A 19929-nucleotide genomic window follows, 5' to 3' on the forward strand; every position below is an offset into this window, starting at 1 on the left:
AGCGCGTACCGCGAGCGCGCTGCTGTGCTTGCCAAGACGCGAACGGCAGCAGTCCAGCGCGATGCAGATGACGATGGGATCTTCATTCTGAATATGCTCAGTTAGACATCCAAAGCAGAAAACGGGTTGTTCAGACCTTCCCTTACTTTCTTTGCAGCAGCAAAGAAAGTAAGTCCCGCCCCGGACAGGGGCAGAGCCAATAGACCGACGCGAAAGCAAGTTCCACAACAGAGAAGCGCAAGCGCATCAGACGGCGTTCAACGAACCAAACCAGCCCCAACCATAAGCGCCAGCGGCAACCCTCACGGCTTGAACGAAGCAGTCCGAGGCGGCTCACTCATCGCCCGATTGCGGTGATGCGCGCCGTGGCGCAAAAGCCGCACCAGATCATGCGACATCGCATCGACGGTGAAGCGCTTCGTGAACGTGGCGAGCGCCTGCGCGCGCATCTTCGCGGCATCGGCGGCGGGCAGCGTGAGCCAGCGGCGCAGCATGTCGGCGGCACCTTCCACGGTGTCGGTCCCGACGATGCCCGCGCCATCGGTCTTCACTTCGCGCCAGATGTTGACCTTGTCGGAGATCAGCACCGGCAGCGAGCAGCCGAGCGCCTCCGCCACCGCGATCCCGAAGTTCTCCTGATGCGACGGCAGCGCGAACGCGTCGCTTGCATGGAACGCGCCCCACTTGACATCGCCCGCGAGCATGCCCGTCCAGGTGATGCGCTCCGCGATGCCCAGTTCGCGCGCGAGCGTCTGCAGTTGCGCGCCCCATTCGCCGCCATCGGGGCCGGCCATCACCAGATGCGCGCTTGCATCGAGATCGCGCACGGAAGCGAAAGCCTTGAGCAGCAGATCGCAGCCCTTCTTCTCGTGGATGCGGCCGAGAAAAAGGATCAGGCGCTTGTCGGCAAGTTGCGGATACGCGGCAAGGAAGTCCGCGCGCAGACGCTCGCCGTCGCCGGGAGGCGGGTTCGTGCCGAACGCGACGACTTCCTCGTTCGCGCGATAGAGCCGGAACGATTGCCGCGCGAGCACGCGCTCTTCCTCGGCGGTGAAGAGGACGCGCTCCGCATCGCGCAGCACGCGATATTCGGCCCACGGCCAGTAAAGCGATTTCTTCAGATGCTTGAGCGGATAGGTGCGCTTGAACCACGGGTCGAGCATGCCGTGCGGGAACACGTAGTACGGCACGCCCATGCCGCGCAGCGCCTTCCACGCGGCATAGCTATGGTATTGCCAGAGGCCGTTGACGATCACCGCATCGAAGCGCGCCGCGTGGTCGCGAAGCCACGGCACGAGGCGCGGACAGAGCCCGTAGTTCCCCTTCGACGGCCCGAGCGCGTGCACCTTCAGCGGAAAAGCCGCGAGCCAGGGCGCGTGCGGATCGTCGAGCGTCACGACTTCGACGTCGTGTCCCATCGACTTCAGGCTGATCCCGCTCTGGCGAACGCCTTCCGTAGGGCCGCCGGCGCGGGGGTCGATGGTCGAAAGCAGATGGAGGATCTTCATGTGCATGTACGGGTTGAACCGGAAGAAGCAGGAACGCGGCGCGGCGCCGTGGCCCGCGCGGATGCGTCAGGCGCCCAAGCGCCGGATGTCGTTCAGCCGAGCGGCGCGAGCGTGCTCGAGCCGGAAGGCGGCTGGTGTCGTCCATGCGTCAGGGACGGCGTCTGTGCCGGATGCGACGGCAGCATCTCCGGGCCGCCTTCGCCCATGCCCGGTTCGAACGGACCGTATTCCGGACCGAAATTCGGGCCGAAATTCGAACGATATGTCGGCCGGGCCTGCGACGGGCCGGCCATCGCACGCAGACGCATCGCGTGAGCAATGCGCCCGTAGCTCGCGACGAGCAGGCCGAGCGCGACGCCGAATACGAGCCCCGAAAAACGGTTGCCGAGCGGGTTGCCGCCGACCGAGGTCGCGGGCAGCGAGGCGAGCACGAGCAGTGCGCGGCCGAGAACCGGCAGGTACAGCACGTCGGGCGCGCGGCGGCGCCACGCGCGATAGGCCTGCGAGCCGCGCCACAGCGCGAAGATCACGCCGATCGGCAGCGCGAGCCCGAACAGGATGCCGCCCGCGAACAGCTGATAGACCCAGAAGTTGTGGCCGGCCGCCCATTCCTTGATCGCGTAGAAATCCTTCGCGCTCATCTGGCCTGCCAGGTCGGGCAGGTACGTGGGCGAATAGCGATAGTCGTGGCCGTATCCCATGCCGGCGAGCAGCGACACCGCCGACGAGGTCGTCTGATCGTACTGGTCCTTCATTTCGGCGAGGCGCGTGATCGTGGTCGGATCGCGCCCGGATGTCGTTTCCGCGGAGAAGAAGATGCGCTGCGTCCAGTGTTCCGCGACGCTTGGGAACACGGCGGCGGCGGCGAATACCATGCCGATCAGCAGCACGCCGATCATCGTCGCGCGCGCGCCGGCCTTGAGCAACAGGCGCGGCGAAGGCGCGGCGAGCCAGGTCGCGAACATGAAGAGCAGCACGGTGCCGACGAGCAGGCTGCGCGTGACGCTCAGGAGCTCGATCACGATCGTCACGAGAAAGAGCACGACCGACATCTTCGTGAGCCGTTTGGCGACGACGAATTCATGCAGCAGCAGTCCCTGCAGGCAAAGGAACGTCACGGAGACGATCCGGAAGCGGACGTTCTCGAGGCCGCCGCCCGTCGCCCAGCCGTAGGCGAAGCTGAAGAAGAGCGAGATCACCATCGACCAGAACATCACCTTTTCGATCTGCTCGAGGCGCTCCTGATTCCACGGATGACATCCGACGAAATAGCCGAGCAGCATCAGGAGAAACGGCAGGATGACGCGCAAGTAGTTGCCCATGTCGTTGCCCTGCACGAGCTGCGTGAAGACGCTGCCGAGGATGGTGACGAGCAGCGCGGCAGTGACGAAGCTGCGCAAGCGCGAGCGGCGCGCGAAGCGCGGAGCGATCAGCATCAGGGCGATGCCGCCGGCAACCGTCGGAACCACCAGAAGAATCTGCAGGATCTTGCTCGACGATTCCGCCCCCTTGAAGTCGAGCGCGAGGGGCAGCAGGAACATCCACATCCAGAAGAGGGCGTATTTGTTGCGCATATCGTTCTCTCTCGGCTCACTTGCTCTTTAAGCTCTTCATGGCGGCTGCGAGGCCGCTGCGTACTCGGCAACCCATTGTCGCGCTCCATTGGAACGCAGTCACGGACTCCCGGGTACCCCCGTATTTGTGGGTCGAATATATCAGCGGCACAAAGCGCACGCCGCCGCGGCGGCGCCTAAGAACTAGCCTTCGGCGCGAAACGACTGACGCCCGTGTGCGCCGCACCACGCTTGAGGCGCGCGTGCCGACGAGGGCCCGGAAAAGTGTTGCGGGTCGAACATCCGTGCCGTGCCGATGTCCGCGAACGACAGCATGTTGGCGGATCAAACCGGCATTCTCGGCAGAAGATTCATAGGCCGGAAAGCTTCGAGAAGACGCCAGGTAAAAAGCGCTTGCGGCACGCTGTCCGAGCCGTCGGACGCGTCGAAGAAAGGTCCGTCGCAGCGATACGAGGCGGCATTGCCAGGACCGTCATTAAACAAAGACCTTCGAATAATAGGGGGAGGCCATGGGCTTGTTCGGCGCGAAACGCACGCAAGTGGCGAAGCCGGCATCGAATTCCGCACCCGCGCGATCGATCGAACTCGATTTCATCCGCGGAATCGCGATCATTGCGGTGATGGGCTACCACTTCCACTCGTATCCGACGGGCAGCGCGTTCATTGCGGCGATCGAAATGCCGCTGAAAAGCTTCGGCCACGAGGGCGTCAACCTGTTCTTCACGTTAAGCGGCTTTCTCGTCGGCGGCCTGTTGCTCAAGCAATATTCGCAGGACGGACGCATCGACGCGGGACGCTTCATCGTCCGGCGGATGTTCAAGATCTGGCCGGCGTATTACGTGCTGATCCTCTTTCATGTGTTTGCAGGGCGCCATCCGACGAGCACCTTTCTCGTCCAGAACCTGACGCACATGCAGAACTACTTCGGGTCGTCGATTGCGCAGACGTGGAGTCTCGCGGTCGAGGAGCATTTCTACCTGTTCCTGCCGGTCCTTCTGATCGGCTTCGCGCGGCTCAAGCTCAAGGCGAACGCGATCATCGGCGTGCTGTTCGCGATCTGCATGCTGGTGCTCGTCGCGCGCAGCGCGGCGGTCGCGAACGGCGACCTGAACGGCACGTTCTTCTACACGCAATACCGCATCGACAGCCTGCTCTTCGGGGTGCTGCTCGCGACGCTCTACTGGCTCAAGCCGGCCGTCTACCGATCGATCGCCGCGCGCAAGAAGGCGTTGATCGCGGCGGTGGTGCTGCTCGTCGCGTGGCTCGTATTCGGCACGCGCAATGTCGCGCTCGACCAGAGCATCGGCTATACGCTCCAGGCCATCGGCTTCACCGCGCTCATCGTGCTGACGATCGAATACTCGGGCTCGATTCGCGATTCGTTCATCTATCGCGGCATCGGCTGGATCGGTCTCTATTCGTATGGCATCTATCTGTGGCACTCGCTCGCGCTCGCACCCGGCGACATCCTGATCCGCAAGGCGGCGGCTCTGGGCCTGCCAGCGATCCCGTCCTGGGCGTTCATCATGGCGGCGCAATTCGCGATTGCAATCGGTGTCGGCTACGTGACGACGCGCGCCGTGGAGTTTCCGTTCCTGCGCATCCGCGATGCGCTCTTCCCGGCGAAGCGCAAGGCGATCGAAGTGCCTGCGGCGGGCCACGTTTCCTGAAGCGGTTGCTCCGCAGGGCGGACATAAAGAAAGCGGCGCATGCGCCGCTTTCTTTATTGATGCGAGATTCGCGAAGCCTTCAGGCAACCGCCTGCCGCAGCGTCTGCTTGAACTGGCTGAGCGTGTTGCGTTCGAGCAGATGCTGGGCGCCCGGCGTCGCATGCGGCGCACCGGCGAGCACGGCATCGAGCGCGCGGTTGATCGTCGATGGGCTCAGTTCGTCCACGACCGGGCCCAGTTCGCCCGTGCGGCAGAACCAGCCGATGAGTCCGTCGGCCGTGGCGACCACCGGCTTGCCGAAGCGATACGCCTGCACCAGCACGCCGCTCATGCCGTAGTGCCCCTTGTAGCCGAGCCACACGACATCGCATGCCGAAAAGAGGTCGAGCTCGATTTCACTCGAAATGAAGGTGTCGAGCACGACCGGTTTCGGCACGATCTTCGCGATGACTGCCGCGAGCGTCGAGCGCACGTCCTCGTCCTGCGCGCCCGCGATTACGAGCGTCGGCGCGTTCGCGTCGGCCGGACGCGCGGCAAGCGCGGCGGCCAGTTCGAAGACGCCCTTGCGGTCGTTGATCGCGCCATACACGAGCACGTGCTTGCCGCCGCCGAGGCCGAGCCGCGCCTTCGCGAGCTGCGGTTCCGCCGCGCGCGCGTCGGGGAACGGGTCGGCGAGATATTCGATGGCAGCGGCCTGCTTCGGCGCGCGTGCGTCGCGGTGGCCGATGTCGGTCCACCAGTCGGCGAGCGTCGGATCGATCGTGAGCAGCGTCTTGAGTCCTGGCGCGCCGATCGCGCGCATGAAGAGGAGCGCCTTCGCCGCATTCACGAGCGGGCGGCGCGGTGCCCTCACGCCGACCTGCTCGTGATGGAAGTTCGAGCGCATCGTGATGCCGACCCACGGCGTCACGCCGAACGGCGAACCGAGAAACGGCAGCGCGAGAAAGAAGTAGTCGACGTAGGGCACGACGACGAGCGCGACGCGGTGGCCGCGGCTCGCGATATCGAAGGCGTGGCGGAAGTCCTGATGAAAGCGCGCGTAGCTGATCGACGACAGCCGCGACGACAGCCCCCGACGTTCATTGCGGCCCGGCGGCGCGACGAATTCGATCTGCAGTTCGGGGCGGTCCTCGGCGCGGATCTTCGTCGCGAGCGGATGGCTCGCGTTGAGCGGGTCGGTGACGATCAGACAGCGATAGCCCGCTTCCATGTAGGCGTTGGCCGCCCATTCGGCGTAGCGCCAGCGGTGGCCGCTGAAGTTCGGCTCGATGATGAGGACGGTGTCGTTTCGCATGCGTCGGTGGTATCCGAAAGGTGAGGAATCGCGGACCGTACTTTTGCGCCATCGGGCGCGAGTGCGGTGCATGAAGGGTGCATGAGCGGCATTGAGCCGACGAATCCAACACTAGCATTGCTCGATGGGCAGCACGCGCCAATTTCCCGCGATTTTCGGCGTCAGAAGACAGTGGCGAAGCACACACGATGTGAAATTTCGGGCCGATTTCGACTACGCGTTGGCGTCCATTGGGGACTTTGCCACGATACCTTTTGCATACTTCGTGGAAAAGTACGAGCGCACAGTCGTGGCGCCGAATCACACCACTTTGAAAGCGCGCCTTGCGCGTCCTGCGAGCCCATCGGTCCGCACGACGCGAGGCGCAGCGGTCCGGAACCACCAGCAGCGCGGGGAATACTTAGTGAGATCAGTCCGGCTTCCATTCTTACCGGCGCGCGCGCGATTCGATCACGATGCGGCGTTTTGGGTACTGCTTCAACAGGTCGTCGTGCGCGGGTTCGTCGCGGTCAAGTTTCTCGCCATCGGCCGCATCCTCGGCCCGGAGGCGATCGGCGCGGTCAGCATCGCGCTGCTCGCGGTCGCGATCGCGGAGTCGCTTTCCGATACGGGCCTCGCGCAGGCCGTCGTGCAAGGACGCGATGCGCCCGATTCCGGCGAACTGAGCGCCGTCTGGGCGACGCTCACCGCGCGCGGCGTGCTCATCGGCATTCTCATTGCCGTGTTCGCGCCTTTCATGAGCAGCCAGTTTCACCTCGGCGGCTCGATCGGGCTCCTGCTGCTCGCCGCGCTCCTGCCGATTCTGCGCGGCATCGCATCGCCGGCGTACTTCATCGTCACACGGCAACGCGGCTTCCAGAAGCTCGCGGGCGTCGAGACGTCGGTGGCGTTCACGGACTGCGCCGTCGGCCTCGTCTGCGCGCTCGCGGGACTCGGCGCGTATTCGGTGCTGATCGGCCTCGTCGCGGGCGAGGTGCTCAAGACGACGCTCACCTGGACCACGATGTCGCCGCGCCCGCCGCTGCGCCTGAAGTTTTCCGGCATCGGGCATTACGTGAACTTCAGCCGCTGGATCTGGGCGGGCAGCGTCGTGAACCTGCTTCTCAACCAGTTCGACAAGGTGATCGTCGCAAAGCTGCTTGGGCCGCTTCAGCTCGGCGCGTACCAGATGTCGTCGAAGCTCGCGCAGATGCTGCTCGCCGATGCCGCCATTGCGATGTCGCAGTATCTCTTCCCGACGTTCTCCGAACATCACCGCCGCGATGTGCAGTCCGCGCAGCGCCTCTTTCGCCGCTATCTCGTGCTCGCGGCGATCGGGCTTGCGCTGCTGGTGATCGTGCTGCGCCTCGTCGCGGAGCCGCTCTTTCAACTCGTGCTCGGATCGGCGTGGCTGCCCGCCGTGCCGCTCTTCAAAATCTTCGTGATCAACATGGCGATCGGCGCGGTGATCGCGGTGCTGGTGTCGTGGCTGCGCGCGGTGGGCATGCCGAAGGTGGCGACGCACGCGTCGATCATCCAGGCGATCGTGCTGTGCGTGACCGTGCCGGTCGCGACGCATTACTGGGGCGTCACCGGCATTGCCTGGGCGATGACCGTCGGACTGGGATCGGCTGCGGGCTGGATGCTCTTTAGAATCGTCAGGGAGGCGTGATGCGCATACTTCACCTGGTTCTGGCTCCGCGGTTGTCCGGCGCGGAGGTGCTGGCGAAGGATCTTGCGATACATCAGCAGCGCGGCGGCGAGACGGTCGGCGTCACGGCGCTCACGCCGGCTCACGACGATTTCGGCCCGCTCTGCGACGAGCTGACCGAAAACGGCGTGCAGTGTCTCTTCCCGGCGCGGATGCACGGGCGCGTCGGCAAGCTGTGGAATCTCTACCAGACCGTCAAGGGTTATCGGGCCGACGTGCTCTTCGCCCACGCGACGATCCCCGCGTTCTATGCGCGGACGCTGCCGCTCAAGGTGCCGGTGGTCTACGTGATGCATTCCGCGACCAACGACTTCGAGAGCTACGTGTTCCGCCGGGTCGAGCGGATGTTGTCGCGGCGCGCGCGGGCGGTGATCGCGGTGTCGCCGACGAATATCGACGATTACGTCGGCGCCGTCGGCCGTCATCCTTCGATGACGCTGATTCCGAACGGCGTCGACATGGCGCGTTTTGGCCGCCGGCCGCTCGCGGGCATCGAGGACGCGAACGGCGGTTTGCAGATCGTGCAGGTGGGACGCTACACGTCGGTGAAGAACCAGCTTTCGACGGTGCATGCGTTCGAGCGCGTGGTGCAGACCGTGCCCGAGGCGCGGCTTTTGTTGTGCGGCGTGATCGAGGACCCTGCGTATCACGCGGCCGTGGGCGATCTGGTGTCGAAGCTCGGGCTCGCTTCGCGCGTGACGCTGGACGGGCCGCGCTCGGACGTGGCGGACCTGTTGCAGCAATCGCGCGTCTTCGCGATGCCGTCGCGTTCGGAAGGGCACAGTATTGCGTTTCTGGAGGCGCTGGCCTCGGGCGTGCCGGTGGTCGCGAGCACGATCCGGCCGTTCAGCTTCGCCGCCGATTTTCCGGGCGTTCACCTGTGCGATCCCGACGATACGGCCGCCTATGCCAGCGCGCTCGTCGAGGCGCTCGGCGATCCGCGCTCGTTGCGCCCGCTTGGCGGCCTGACGCTCGCCGATACGGCGGCGCGGTATCTCGCGGTGGCGCAGGAAGTTACGCGGGGGATGCCGCGGACGGCGCCGGCGTGAGGGTTTTTTGTTTTTTTGTCTGCCGGCTGATGCGCTTTCGCTTGTGCTTCTGTGGAACTTCTATTCACGTCGGTCTATTAGCACTGCCCCTGTCCGGGGCGGGACTTACTTTCTTTGCTGCTGCAAAGAAAGTAAGCAAAGAAAGCAGCTTTTTAGTCAGCAGTCACAGCACGTCAACGCACTAGAAGTACTGAGTGGACATACCGCCTAAGTGTCACCCTCAAACATCCACGCGGCTAGGCACGCGCACGCACTGACACCTCCTGCACTTACACGGAGTGGTAAGCGCTCCGTACAGCTCCGTCCGCGCTTCGCTCGGACGAGGGGCACAACAAAAACCATCGGTTTTTAACCTTGCCCGCGAAGCTCAAGCGCGCGACTGATGTACCCCTCGTTAGCGAAGCCGAAACGGATGAATGACTGCTGTGCCAATCCCTTTGCTGTGCGATGACACAGTGGTTAATCGCACCAGGCCCCGCTTGTTCTTGAGGGCGACACTTAGGCGGTATGTCCACTCAGTACTTCGAGAGCGTTGCCGCCTCAAGGCTGCTGCTTAGAAGAGCTGCTTTCTTTGCTTACTTTCTTTGCAGCAGCAAAGAAAGTAAGTCCCGCCCTGGACAGGGGCAGTGCCATTAGACCGACGCGAAAGCAAGTTGCATAACGGAGAAGCGCAGAAGCACCGCACGGTGTCACTAGCGCCCACCCGCGGCAACGTCGGGCCCCTGGTCCCTGAAACTTTCCCCCAAATGAAGCACGATGCTGCTTGTGCCCGTCGCGAGCGGGCTGTCCGGCACGAGACCCAACCGTTGCACCAACCAAGGAGCTTCGCACGATGAGCACGATCAAGACGAAAGACGGCACCGAGATCTTCTACAAGGACTGGGGCAGCGGCAAACCGGTGGTGTTCTCCCACGGCTGGCCGCTCGATGCCGATGCCTGGGATCCGCAAATGCTCTTTCTGTCGCAGAAGGGCTATCGCGTGATCGCGCACGACCGGCGCGGCCACGGGCGCTCGGGCCAGCCGTCGGAAGGCAACGAGATGGACACCTACGCCGACGACCTCGCCGCGCTCCTCGACACGCTCGACATCACCGGCGCGACGCTCGTCGGCCATTCGACAGGCGGCGGCGAAGTCGCGCATTACATCGGCCGGCATGGCACGAAGCGCGTCGCGAAAGCCGTGCTGATCGGCGCGGTTCCGCCGATCATGCTGAAGACCGAAGCGAATCCGGGGGGCCTGCCGATCGACGTGTTCGACGGCATCCGCGCCGGCGTCGCCGCGAACCGCTCGCAGTTCTACAAGGACCTCGCGATGCCGTTCTACGGCTTCAACCGCGACGGCGCGAAGGTGTCGCAGGGCATCATCGACCTGTTCTGGCTGGAAGGCATGCGCGGCGGCATGAAAGGCCAGTACGAATGCATCAAGCAGTTCTCGGAAGTCGACTACACCGAAGACCTCAAGAAGTTCGACATCCCGACGCTCTTCCTCCACGGCGACGACGACCAGATCGTGCCGATCGCCGCCGCGGCCGAACTCGCGTCGAAGATCGTGAAAGGCTCGACGCTCAAGGTGTATCCGGGCGGCCAGCACGGCATGTGCACCGTCGAGGCCGACAAGGTCAACGCCGATCTGCTCGCGTTCATCGAGTCGTAAAGACGCGCGCCTTCGCCGGCCCTATTTCTTCAGCGGATGGGGCCGGCGGAACACGAGCCAGCGCGGCACCTTGAAGCGCACGATGCTCATGTAGAGCCACACGTAGGTCGCCGCGAACACGACGACGAAGCAGAACAGATGCACGGTATGGCGCCAGAAGAGCGTCGCGGGAATCACCGCGACGAGGCACAACAGCCAGAGATAAGGCGACGTCAGCGAATTGCGGCGCGTGAGTTCCCGTGCGTTCTGCGCGCCGACCGCCCAGCGCATCAGCCGCTTGTAGACGAGCATGTGCAGGTGCACGCCGTCGGGAATGCCCGGCGAGATGCCGCGAATGAACTTCTTCCGGTAGATCGAGAAGCACGTCTCGAAGATCGGATACATGAAGAGCAGCACCGGAAACCACGCGGAGACGTCGCGATTGCGCATCACGAGCATGATCGCGAGTTCGGCCAGCATGAAGCCGACGAAGTATGCGCCGCCGTCGCCGAGAAAGATCAGCCCCGCCGGGAAGTTCCAGATGAAGAAGCCGATCACCGCGCCCATCATGATGAGCGACGCGGACAGCACGATCGGGTCGTGCACCTGGAACGCGACATACGCGAGCGAGGCGAACATCATCACCGAGACCATCGACGCGAGGCCGTTGAAGCCGTCGATGATGTTGATCGCGTTGGCGAGCGCCGCGACCGCGAGCACCGTGACCGCGCATGAAATCACCGCATACGAGAGCAGGAAATCGAGCGGCGGCACGCTGATGCGCGTGACGTGGATGTCGAGCACGGCGTAGGCGAGGGCGGCCGCCGCCATCGTGCAGACGAGGCGCACGAGCGGGCTCACGCGCTTGGTCAGATCTTCGATCAGGCCCGAGAGGAACGCGGGCAGCCCGCAGCCGATGATCGCGAGAATGCCCGCCGAGACCACCGGATACGCCCAGTGCAACTGGATCGCGGAAGCCGACAGGCCGCACAGGATGCCGACGCCGCCGATGCGCGGCACCGGCCGCGTGTGGAATTTCTGGACGCCCGCGAGATCCGTATCGCCGATGAATCCCTCATGCAGATGCGCGAATCGCACGATCAGAAGCGTGACGAGAAGCGAAACCAGAAAAGCGAGCGCGAAACTGAGCATGAAAAATGACCGTTGATATGAAGCGGACCCGAGCGGCCCTTTAAGCGAACCCGTTGGGGTTCTGCGACTGCCAGCGCCAGTGGTCCGCGCACATGCGCGCGATGCCGTGTTGCGCGCGCCAGCCGATCAGCGTCTCGGCCGCCGAAGGATCGGCGTAGCAGGCGCCGACATCGCCCGGGCGCCGCGCCACGAGCTCGTAAGGCACCGGCTTGCCCGACGCCGCTTCGAATGCCTTCACCACGTCGAGCACGCTGTAGCCTTGGCCCGTGCCGAGATTCACGACGAAGCTGCGGTCGAGTGTCGTCAGCGCGTCGATGGCGGCGATGTGGCCGCGCGCGAGGTCGACGACGTGGATGTAATCGCGCACGCCGGTGCCGTCATGCGTATCGTAGTCGCTGCCGAAGATGCGCAGGCGTTCGAGCTTGCCCACCGCCACCTGCGCGACATACGGCATCAGGTTGTTCGGCACGCCGGCCGGGTCCTCGCCGATCATCCCGCTCTCATGCGCGCCGACCGGGTTGAAATAGCGCAGCGTCGCGATGCGCCAGGACGGATCGGACAGTTCGAGATCGCGCAGCACCTGCTCGGCGATCAGCTTCGACTGGCCGTAGGGATTGGTCGCCGAAAGCGGAAACGATTCGTCGATGGGCACGCTCTGCGGCACGCCGTACACCGTCGCCGACGAGCTGAACACGAAGTTCTTCACGTTGCGCGAGCGCATCGTGTCGAGCACGACGAGCAGGCTGTCGAGATTGTTGCGGTAATACTCGATCGGCTTCGCCACCGACTCGCCCACCGACTTCAGCGCCGCGAAGTGGATCGCGCCGGTGATCGGGTGAGTATCGAAGATCTTGCCGAGCGCGGCTTCGTCGCGCGCGTCGTTCTCGTAGAAAGCGATCTCCTTGCCGGTGATCTTTTCCACGCGCGCGATGGATTCGCGATTGCTGTTCACGAGGTTGTCCACCACGACGACGGCATAGCCGCCGTTGAGCAGTTCGACACACGTGTGCGAGCCGATGAAGCCCGCGCCGCCGGTGACGAGAATCGTGCCCTTGTTCTTTGCGTTGCCAGTCATCGAAGAATCTCCGGGATCTTGGTCAGAGTGAAATGCCGGTAATGGCGCGTATTGTGCCTTTATATCGCTCGACGACGGTTTTTTCGTCGAATTCCCGCGCGACCTTTTCGCGGCCCTTCGCGGCCATTTCCATGCGCTCGCGCGCGCCGAGGGTCAACATGCGTTCGAGTTGCTCCGCGAGACTGGCGGCGTTTTTCGCTTCGCAGAGAAAGCCGGTCACGCCGTCCTCGACGACTTCGCGGCAGCCCGGCACATCGGTCGCGACGATCGGGCGGCCCATCGCCGAGGCTTCCATCAGCGTGCGCGGCACGCCTTCGCGGTAGGAGGGCAGCACGACGCAATCCGCATTGGCGATGTGCGGGCGCACGTCGTGCGCTTCGCCGAGATAGTCGATCAGATCGTCGCGCTGCCACGCCTCGACGTCTGTGCGGCCGATCGCGCTCGGATTGTCTACACCCACCGGCCCGAGCAGTTGAAAGCGCACATGCGGGTAGGCCGCGCGCAGCCGCCGCGCGGCTTCGACGTATTCCGCGACGCCCTTGTCCCACAAGAGGCGCCCGATCAGGATGAAGACGAACGCTTCACGCTCTGGCAGCGGCGTGAACGCGTACTCGTCCAGATCGACGCCTTCGCCGTGCAAGAGCCGCGCGCGCTCCGGGTGCGCGAGCAGGTTCTGATCGAAGAAAGCCGTACGGTCGTCCTGATTCAGGAACCACACTTCGCGCGGAAAGCGGAACGCAAGGCGATAGAGGCGCTTCGCGATCATCGCGGTGCGGCTCTTCTGGATGAAGACGTAGCCGAGGCCGGTCGTCACCGCGATCGACGGCACGCGCGCGAGCCACGCCGCGATCGAGCCGTAGATGTTCGGCTTGATCGTGTAGTGAAAGACGGCGTGCGGGCGCGTCGCGCGGTACTCGCGCCAGAGCGCGGCGAGCGTCTTCAGGTCGTCGCGCGGATCGGTGCCCTTGGACGCCACCTTCAGTTCGACGAACCGGCAGCCCATCGCGACGAGCGGCTCGACGGTGCGGTCGCGCGGCGCGATCACCGTGACTTCGACGCCGCGTTCGGTCAGCGTGCGCAGGAGGCCTTGCCGGTACGTGTAGATTGCCCACGCGGTGTTGCAGACGAGTGCGATGCGAAGGCGGCTGGCGGGTGCTGTCATGGGGAAGGGGTTCGAGAAAGAGCGCGCGTCTTCAGGCGGCGCAGCGCACGATAAGGCAGCACGAGATGCGCGAGATTCTTCGCCACGCCGATCCAGTCGGGCAGGTTGCCCGCGCGGAAGTAGCGCAGTTGCAGACGCAGCGTCGAGAGAATCTGCGTGCGCCGCTTCGTGGCGCTGATGCCGGTTTCGTTCAGCTCGTAGTAGAGGCCGAACTCCGGCAGGTTCGCGCAGTCGTGGCGCTGCATGAGTCGCAGGAACAGATCGAGGTCCTCGGCCGCGCGATACCGCGCGCGGTAATTGCCCGCGTCAAGCACGGGCTCGACGCGCAGCATCATCGAGGGATGCGCGAAGCAGGTGCGCATCAGCATCACGCGGCGGATCGCGGCGGGATCGGCGGGCGGCGTGAGGTCGAAAAGCGGCGCGCCTTCGGTGCTCACCACGTGCGCCCACATGCCGAGCGCGGCCACGCGCGGATGCGCTTCCAGATACGCGCGCTGCTTCGCGAGCCGCGCGGGTGTCGCGAGGTCGCCCGCGTCGATGCGCGCCGCATAGCGGATGCCGCGTTGCGCGAGTGCGTCGATGCCCGCAGCCAGCGCGCGCTCGATGCCGCCGTTGGCGGCCAGGCGAAGCACGTCGATATCGAGGCCCGGAATCGGCGGCGCGACGATCGGCGGCGTGCTGCCGTCGTCGACGATCAGCACGCGCACCGGCGCGTCCTCGCGAAACGAAGCGAGCGTGCGTTCGACTTCGCCTTGACCGTTGAAGGCGGGAATCAGGATGGCGACGTCGTCGAGCGCGTTCATCGGCGCAACCTGAAGCGGATGTAGTAGAGATTGACGCCCGCTGCCACCAGATAACCGGCGGCGAGCCCGAGGAGCGCGCCGTGCGCGCCGAGACGCGGAATCGCGATCCAGTCGACGACGAATGCAACGCCAAGCGCAAGCAGCCACTTCGCGAGCAACACGAACTTGGCCTGGTATTTCAGCACGACGAGATTGCCGATCGCCTCGATCCCAGCCGGCACCGAGAGCCACACGGCCCAGCGGAAGATGTCGACGGCGGCCTCGAAGCCCGGCCCGAACACGCCAGTGATGATGAACGCCGCGAGCAGATCGAGCACGAGCGCGCCGGCTATCATCAGCGCGGCCGTCATCGCGGTGAGCCGCACGACGTTGCGCTTTACGCGCTCGACGTCCTGCACGCGGTACACGAATGCGGGCGCGATGGTCTGCGCGAGCATCAGCGCGAGCGTGATCCAGTTTTCGTTCAACTGCTGCGCGGCCGAATAGCGTCCGAGGTCGGCGAACGAAACGAAGCGTTCGAGCATCAGGCGGTCGAGCTTCAGGAACAGGTACATGCAGATGAGGCCGATCCAGAACACGGTGCCCGCGCTCGCGAACTGCCGGAACAGGCGCGGATCGAACCGCCAGCCGAGCGTGCCGCCACGCCGGCGCATGTAATAGAGCACCAGCACGCTTGCGATCGCCGCCGCTTCGAGCGCCCACAGCCAGCCGAAGCTCGCGAAGTTCGCGCTCGCGCGCACGAGCGCATAGACAAGCAGCGCCTTGACGATCGCGGCGGCCATGCTCGTCACGAGCTGCGGCTTGCTGTAGGTGAGGCTCTGCAGCCACGCGTTGATCACACCGACGAGCGGCTCGCGAAACAGCATCGTCACGGCGAGCCCGGCGAGCATCGCGCCGACGAGCGCATCGAGATGGCCGAACGCGATCCACGCCCAGGTGCCGACGAGCGCGAGCGCCGAGACGCCCATGCGCAGCACGAACGCGCTGCCGAGCACGCGGCCGAGCGTGTCGTCGCGTGTGTCATCCCGGCCTTTCGGTGCATGCGTCCGCCCGACGATGGTCGGCACGAGAATTTCCGCGCCGCACACCCACGTGACGGGCGCGAGCACGAGCAGCAGCGTGTTCGCGTACTGCCACTTGCCGAACGCATCGGGGCCGAAATAGCGCGCGAGCAGGCCGCTGACGGCAATCGCGACGACGATCTGCGTCGCGCGTTCGAGCCCGAGCCAGATGATATTCGCGAGCGCCTTCGCGACATCGGGGTTGCCGATGCGGGAAAGCCGACTCAGCATGGGCGAGGACCGGGCACGCGCCGTGCTCGCGTTGCTTGGTTACCCGCGTTCAGTATGTTTCGCGCCATGCCGCGCGTGCAGGAATGTGCGCTGGCCCGCTCAGGCGCCTCGTTTGGTGCCGGTTTTGACGTGTTCAGGGCTAAAGAGCGTCCGGGCATTGGATTAGAATGTTTGCGCAGGAAAATGCACAGGAGTTGCGCAGGAAAGCGCTGAAAGACTGCGATTATAAGTGTGAACGGGCACGCTCCCGATAGCTGCGCCCGGGCGCGAAGCTGCAATGTGGTATCGGCTGAATTTATTTCGTCACTTTTTCGAAATTGCCCGCACGCGTGGTCCGCATGGCGCGTGCATGTCCGTCAGTCACGACCTGCACGCCCCGCTGGCTGCATCGCCGAGAATCCATCAATTAAATAGACAGGTAGCCATTCCATGAGCCAGTCACAGATTTCCCAATCCATCTTCAAGGCATACGACATCCGCGGCATCGTCGGCAAGACCGTCGATGCGGACGTCGCACGCAATATCGGCCGCGCCTTCGGCAGCGAAATCCGCAAGCAGGGCGGCGATTCGGTCGTCGTCGCCCGCGACGGGCGGCTGTCGGGACCGGAACTCGTCGGCGCGCTCGCCGACGGCCTGCGCCAGGCAGGCGTCGATGTCGTCGATGTCGGCATGGTGCCGACGCCCGTCGGCTACTTCGCCGCGAGCGTCCCGCTGCCGCTGCCTTCGGGCGAACGCCGCGTCGATTCGTGCATCGTCGTGACGGGCAGCCACAATCCGCCCGACTACAACGGCTTCAAGATGGTGCTGCGCGGCGCGGCGATCTACGGCGAGCAGATTCAGTCGCTCTATCAGCGCATCGTCAACGACGACTTCACGCAAGGCGAAGGCACCTTCACCGAGTTCGACGTCCAGCAGATCTACCTCGACCGCATCGTCTCCGACGTGAAGCCGGTGCGTCCGATGAAGATCGTCGTCGATACGGGCAACGGCGTCGCGGGCGACCTCGCGCCGCGGCTTTTCAAGGCGCTCGGCTGCGAACTCGTGGAGCTGTTCACGGACATCGACGGCACCTTTCCGAATCACCATCCTGATCCGGCGCACCCCGAGAATCTCCAGGACGTCATCAAGGCGCTCAAGGAAACCGACGCCGAAGTCGGCTTCGCATTCGACGGCGACGGCGACCGCCTCGGTGTCGTGACGAAGGACGGCCAGATCATCTATCCGGACCGTCAACTGATGCTGTTCGCGCAGGAAGTGCTCTCGCGCAACAAGGGCGGCCAGATCATTTACGACGTGAAGTGCACGCGCAATCTCGCGAAGTGGGTGCGCGAGCAGGGCGGCGAGCCGGTGATGTGGAAGACCGGCCACTCGCTCGTGAAGGCGAAGCTGCGCGAAACGGGCGCGCCGCTCGCGGGCGAGATGAGCGGCCACGTGTTCTTCAAGGACCGCTGGTACGGCTTCGACGACGGTTTGTACACCGGCGCGCGGATGCTCGAAATCCTCTCGCGCGTGGCCGATCCGAGCAAGCTCCTGAACGATCTGCCGAACTCGCTCTCGACGCCCGAACTGCAACTGAAGCTGGAAGAGGGCGAGAACTTCGAACTGATCGCGCGCCTGCAAAAATCCGCGAAATTCGAAGGCGCCGACGACGTGCTGACCATCGACGGCCTGCGCGTCGAGTATCCGGACGGCTTCGGGCTCGCGCGTTCGTCGAACACGACGCCCGTCGTCGTGATGCGTTTCGAAGCGGACAGCGATGCGGCATTGAAGCGCATCCAGGAAGACTTCCGCCGCGTGATCCTCGCCGAGAAGCCGGACGCGAAGCTGCCGTTCTGAGCTTCATGCACCGCCAAACGGCGCGCTCCGTCGGGGCCGCGCCGTTTTTTTATGCGGCCCGCCGCTGCGCGCCGCGCTAAAATCGCCCATCTCATTTTGTCCACGCGCCGCTGTCGACTCGCGGCGCCCATCGTTCCCAGCGTGCAAAAGATCTTGATTGTCCGGGTGTCGTCGCTTGGCGACGTCGTCCACAACATGCCGGTGATCGCCGATATCCGGCGCCGTTATCCCGATGCGCAGATCGACTGGCTCGTCGAGGAAAGTTTCGCGAGTCTCGTCGAACTCGTCGACGGCGTGCGCCGCGCGATTCCGTTTTCGCTCAGGCGCTGGCGCAAGCGCTGGTTCTCGGCCGCGAACTGGCGCGAGATCGGCACGTTCCGGCGCGAACTCGAAGCCGAAAAGTACGACCTCGTGATCGATTGCCAAGGCCTCATCAAGACGGCGTGGGTCGCGAGCTGGGCGCGCGGGCCGCTCGTCGGTCTCGCGAACCGCACCGAGGGCGCGGGCTTCGAATGGCCGGTGCGCTTCTTCTACGACCGTCGCGTGCCGATCGAGCCGCGCACGCACGTGGTCGAACGCACGCGGCAACTGGTGGCCGTCGCGCTCGGCCTGCCGCGCCCCGAGCCCACCGACGACATCGACTTCGGCATGGACACGCGGCGCGCGGCGCTCGCGCTGTCGCAGACGGGGCTGAACCTGCCGGTGCCGTATGTCGTCTTCGTGCACGCCACGTCCCGCGCCGACAAGCAATGGCCCGACGCCGCGTGGATCGAGCTCGGGCAGGCGCTCGTGCGGCGCGGCGCGTCGATCGTGCTGCCGTGGGGCAGCGACGCCGAGCACGCGACGAGCGAGAAGCTCGCGAAGGAATTCGGCGCGGCGGCGATCGTGCCGCCGAAGCTCTCGCTGCCGGCGGTGGTCGGTTTGATCGAGGGCGCGGCCGCGACGGTCGGCGTCGACACCGGCCTCGTGCACATCGCCGCCGCGCTGAAGCGGCCGACCGTCGAGTTGTACAATTTCTCGACCGCCTGGCGCACGGGCGGCTACTGGTCGCCGCGCGTCGTGAATCTCGGCAGCGCGAACCATCATCCGACGCTCGCCGAGGTCAAGGCGGTGCTCGCGGGCTTCGGGCTGCTCTGAGCCGCTCACGCGTGGCGTCGACGGGAGGATTGCGCGCCGTCAATCGCGGTACTTTTCCGGCGCGGCCCGGGCGACCGGATCGACCCCTGCCGGGGCACAATCGCGGCACGGCGGCGGATACCCCGCCGCGCCCATCGGAATATCGAAGGCACATGACCGAATCTCAAATCATCGAAGTCGCGTCGGGCGACTGGCAGGGCCGGGACCTTTCGGTGCCGCGCGAGATGCTCCTCGCGGGCGTCGAGCGTGGCAAGGTGCTGTACTTCCCGAATCTGCGCTTTGCGATCGAAGGCGGCGAGGCCGCGCTGCTCGACCCCAAGATCGCCGATCCGCAACGGAAGAACATCAGTCTGGCGCCCAATGGCGGCGCGCTTGCCGGCGTGCTTGGCGACGCCGTCATGCAGTCGGCGGTACGCGCGCTCGTCGGACGCTATCAGGCGAATGCGCGCTCGCTCGTCGACGGGCTCTTTCCGGAGTACCGCGGCAAACTGCGCGTCGCGCCGACGAGCCTCCGGCTGCACCAAGTGGAAACGCGCGACACGTCCTGGCGCAAGGACGACAGCCGCCTGCACGTCGACGCGTTTCCGTCGCGCCCGAACTACGGCGAGCGCATCCTGCGCGTCTTCACGAATGTGAATCCGCACGGCGCGCCGCGCGTGTGGCGCGTGGGCGAACCGTTCGAGGACATGGCGAAGCGCTTCCTGCCGAACATCAAGGCGCAGATGCCGGGCGCCGCGTGGCTCATGAACCTGCTGCACATCACGAAGTCGCCGCGCAGCGAATACGATCATCTGATGCTGCATCTGCATGACGCGATGAAGGCAGATCTCGACTATCAGAAGTCTTCGCCGCAGCAGGACATGCCGTTTCCGCCGGGCTGCGTGTGGGTCTGCTTCTCCGATCAGACCTCGCACGCGGTGATGTCCGGCCAGTACATGATGGAGCAGACGTTCTTCCTGCCCGTCGACGCGATGGCGCAGCCGGAGTGCGCGCCGCTCGGGATTCTCCAGCGCCTGAAGGGCAGGGCGCTCGTTTGAGCGCCGCACGCGACGCG

15 protein-coding genes are annotated in these 19929 nt (G+C 65.0%); 7 read left to right on the forward strand and 8 right to left on the reverse strand.

Annotated elements, in window-relative coordinates; translation table 11 throughout:
- Positions 1–302: 302 nt before the first annotated feature.
- Positions 303–1508, reverse strand: a complete 1206-nt coding sequence (locus AWB66_RS24010; protein WP_087632673.1) for a glycosyltransferase — start codon at positions 1506–1508, stop codon at positions 303–305.
- 92 nt (positions 1509–1600) lie between these two features.
- Entirely contained in the window at positions 1601–3082 is a 1482-nt protein-coding gene (locus tag AWB66_RS24015) for a hypothetical protein (protein ID WP_087632592.1), read from the reverse strand.
- A 509-nt stretch (positions 3083–3591) separates the two neighbouring features.
- Here AWB66_RS24015 and AWB66_RS24020 point away from each other — a divergent pair.
- Positions 3592–4752 (forward strand): acyltransferase family protein, encoded by a 1161-nt coding sequence (locus tag AWB66_RS24020; protein WP_087632593.1) that lies wholly within the window; start codon positions 3592–3594, stop codon positions 4750–4752.
- 79 nt (positions 4753–4831) lie between these two features.
- Here AWB66_RS24020 and AWB66_RS24025 read toward each other — a convergent pair whose 3' ends face one another.
- Positions 4832–6046 carry a glycosyltransferase gene (locus tag AWB66_RS24025; RefSeq protein WP_087632594.1) on the reverse strand — a complete coding sequence of 405 codons (1215 nt, stop codon included), beginning with the start codon at positions 6044–6046 and terminating at the stop codon, positions 4832–4834.
- A 403-nt stretch (positions 6047–6449) separates the two neighbouring features.
- Here AWB66_RS24025 and AWB66_RS24030 point away from each other — a divergent pair, with 403 nt between their 5' ends.
- The 3 genes from AWB66_RS24030 to AWB66_RS24045 all read left to right on the forward strand — a co-directional run bounded on the left by AWB66_RS24030 (position 6450) and on the right by AWB66_RS24045 (position 10439).
- Positions 6450–7697, forward strand: coding sequence for an oligosaccharide flippase family protein (locus AWB66_RS24030; RefSeq protein WP_087632595.1), 1248 nt, complete (start codon positions 6450–6452; stop codon positions 7695–7697).
- Complete coding sequence (locus tag AWB66_RS24035) at positions 7697–8785, forward strand: glycosyltransferase family 4 protein (RefSeq protein ID WP_087632596.1); 1089 nt, start codon at positions 7697–7699, stop codon at positions 8783–8785. Before AWB66_RS24030 ends, AWB66_RS24035 begins: the two co-directional genes overlap by 1 nt.
- Positions 8786–9617: 832 nt before the next feature.
- The gene (locus tag AWB66_RS24045) at positions 9618–10439 is read left to right on the forward strand and encodes an alpha/beta fold hydrolase (RefSeq protein ID WP_087632598.1); all 822 of its coding nucleotides are present in this window, start codon (positions 9618–9620) and stop codon (positions 10437–10439) included.
- A 21-nt stretch (positions 10440–10460) separates the two neighbouring features.
- On the opposite strand, the gene AWB66_RS24050 is transcribed toward AWB66_RS24045, so the two are convergent.
- Genes AWB66_RS24050 through AWB66_RS24070 form a run of 5 tightly spaced genes read right to left on the reverse strand, consistent with a single transcriptional unit; the run spans position 10461 to position 15902 of the window.
- Positions 10461–11570, reverse strand: a complete 1110-nt coding sequence (locus AWB66_RS24050; protein ID WP_087632599.1) for an MraY family glycosyltransferase — start codon at positions 11568–11570, stop codon at positions 10461–10463.
- Between the two features lie 40 nt (positions 11571–11610).
- Complete coding sequence (gene galE, locus AWB66_RS24055) at positions 11611–12645, reverse strand: UDP-glucose 4-epimerase GalE (RefSeq protein WP_087632600.1); 1035 nt, start codon at positions 12643–12645, stop codon at positions 11611–11613.
- 22 nt (positions 12646–12667) lie between these two features.
- Positions 12668–13807 (reverse strand): glycosyltransferase family 4 protein, encoded by a 1140-nt coding sequence (locus AWB66_RS24060; protein ID WP_087632601.1) that lies wholly within the window; start codon positions 13805–13807, stop codon positions 12668–12670.
- The gene (locus AWB66_RS24065) at positions 13804–14610 is read right to left on the reverse strand and encodes a glycosyltransferase (protein ID WP_087632602.1); all 807 of its coding nucleotides are present in this window, start codon (positions 14608–14610) and stop codon (positions 13804–13806) included. Before AWB66_RS24065 ends, AWB66_RS24060 begins: the two co-directional genes overlap by 4 nt.
- Positions 14607–15902 carry an oligosaccharide flippase family protein gene (locus tag AWB66_RS24070; RefSeq protein ID WP_087632603.1) on the reverse strand — a complete coding sequence of 432 codons (1296 nt, stop codon included), beginning with the start codon at positions 15900–15902 and terminating at the stop codon, positions 14607–14609. Before AWB66_RS24070 ends, AWB66_RS24065 begins: the two co-directional genes overlap by 4 nt.
- A 429-nt stretch (positions 15903–16331) precedes the next feature.
- On the opposite strand from AWB66_RS24070, the gene AWB66_RS24075 reads away from it, so the two are divergent.
- The 3 genes from AWB66_RS24075 (at position 16332) to AWB66_RS24085 (ending at position 19912) form a co-directional block, all read left to right on the forward strand.
- Positions 16332–17738 carry a phosphomannomutase/phosphoglucomutase gene (locus tag AWB66_RS24075; protein WP_087632604.1) on the forward strand — a complete coding sequence of 469 codons (1407 nt, stop codon included), beginning with the start codon at positions 16332–16334 and terminating at the stop codon, positions 17736–17738.
- 141 nt (positions 17739–17879) lie between these two features.
- On the forward strand, positions 17880–18875 hold the full coding sequence (waaC, locus tag AWB66_RS24080; protein WP_087632674.1) for a lipopolysaccharide heptosyltransferase I: 996 nt from the start codon (positions 17880–17882) through the stop codon (positions 18873–18875).
- A gap of 152 nt (positions 18876–19027) precedes the next feature.
- Complete coding sequence (locus AWB66_RS24085) at positions 19028–19912, forward strand: Kdo hydroxylase KdoO (protein ID WP_087632605.1); 885 nt, start codon at positions 19028–19030, stop codon at positions 19910–19912.
- Positions 19913–19929: the final 17 nt, after the last annotated feature.

The organism is Caballeronia telluris (assembly GCF_001544495.1).
Lineage (GTDB): Bacteria > Pseudomonadota > Gammaproteobacteria > Burkholderiales > Burkholderiaceae > Caballeronia > Caballeronia telluris.

Coding starts and splice junctions, on each gene's coding strand:
- AWB66_RS24075 (WP_087632604.1), top strand. CDS start 16,332: ATGAGCCAGTCACAGATTTCCCAATCCATCTTCAAGGCATACGACATC.
- AWB66_RS24045 (WP_087632598.1), top strand. CDS start 9,618: ATGAGCACGATCAAGACGAAAGACGGCACCGAGATCTTCTACAAGGAC.
- AWB66_RS24065 (WP_087632602.1), bottom strand. CDS start 14,610: ATGAACGCGCTCGACGACGTCGCCATCCTGATTCCCGCCTTCAACGGT.
- AWB66_RS24070 (WP_087632603.1), bottom strand. CDS start 15,902: ATGCTGAGTCGGCTTTCCCGCATCGGCAACCCCGATGTCGCGAAGGCG.
- AWB66_RS24035 (WP_087632596.1), top strand. CDS start 7,697: ATGCGCATACTTCACCTGGTTCTGGCTCCGCGGTTGTCCGGCGCGGAG.
- AWB66_RS24015 (WP_087632592.1), bottom strand. CDS start 3,082: ATGCGCAACAAATACGCCCTCTTCTGGATGTGGATGTTCCTGCTGCCC.
- galE (WP_087632600.1), bottom strand. CDS start 12,645: ATGACTGGCAACGCAAAGAACAAGGGCACGATTCTCGTCACCGGCGGC.
- AWB66_RS24020 (WP_087632593.1), top strand. CDS start 3,592: ATGGGCTTGTTCGGCGCGAAACGCACGCAAGTGGCGAAGCCGGCATCG.
- AWB66_RS24050 (WP_087632599.1), bottom strand. CDS start 11,570: ATGCTCAGTTTCGCGCTCGCTTTTCTGGTTTCGCTTCTCGTCACGCTT.
- AWB66_RS24025 (WP_087632594.1), bottom strand. CDS start 6,046: ATGCGAAACGACACCGTCCTCATCATCGAGCCGAACTTCAGCGGCCAC.
- AWB66_RS24010 (WP_087632673.1), bottom strand. CDS start 1,508: ATGAAGATCCTCCATCTGCTTTCGACCATCGACCCCCGCGCCGGCGGC.
- AWB66_RS24060 (WP_087632601.1), bottom strand. CDS start 13,807: ATGACAGCACCCGCCAGCCGCCTTCGCATCGCACTCGTCTGCAACACC.
- AWB66_RS24085 (WP_087632605.1), top strand. CDS start 19,028: ATGACCGAATCTCAAATCATCGAAGTCGCGTCGGGCGACTGGCAGGGC.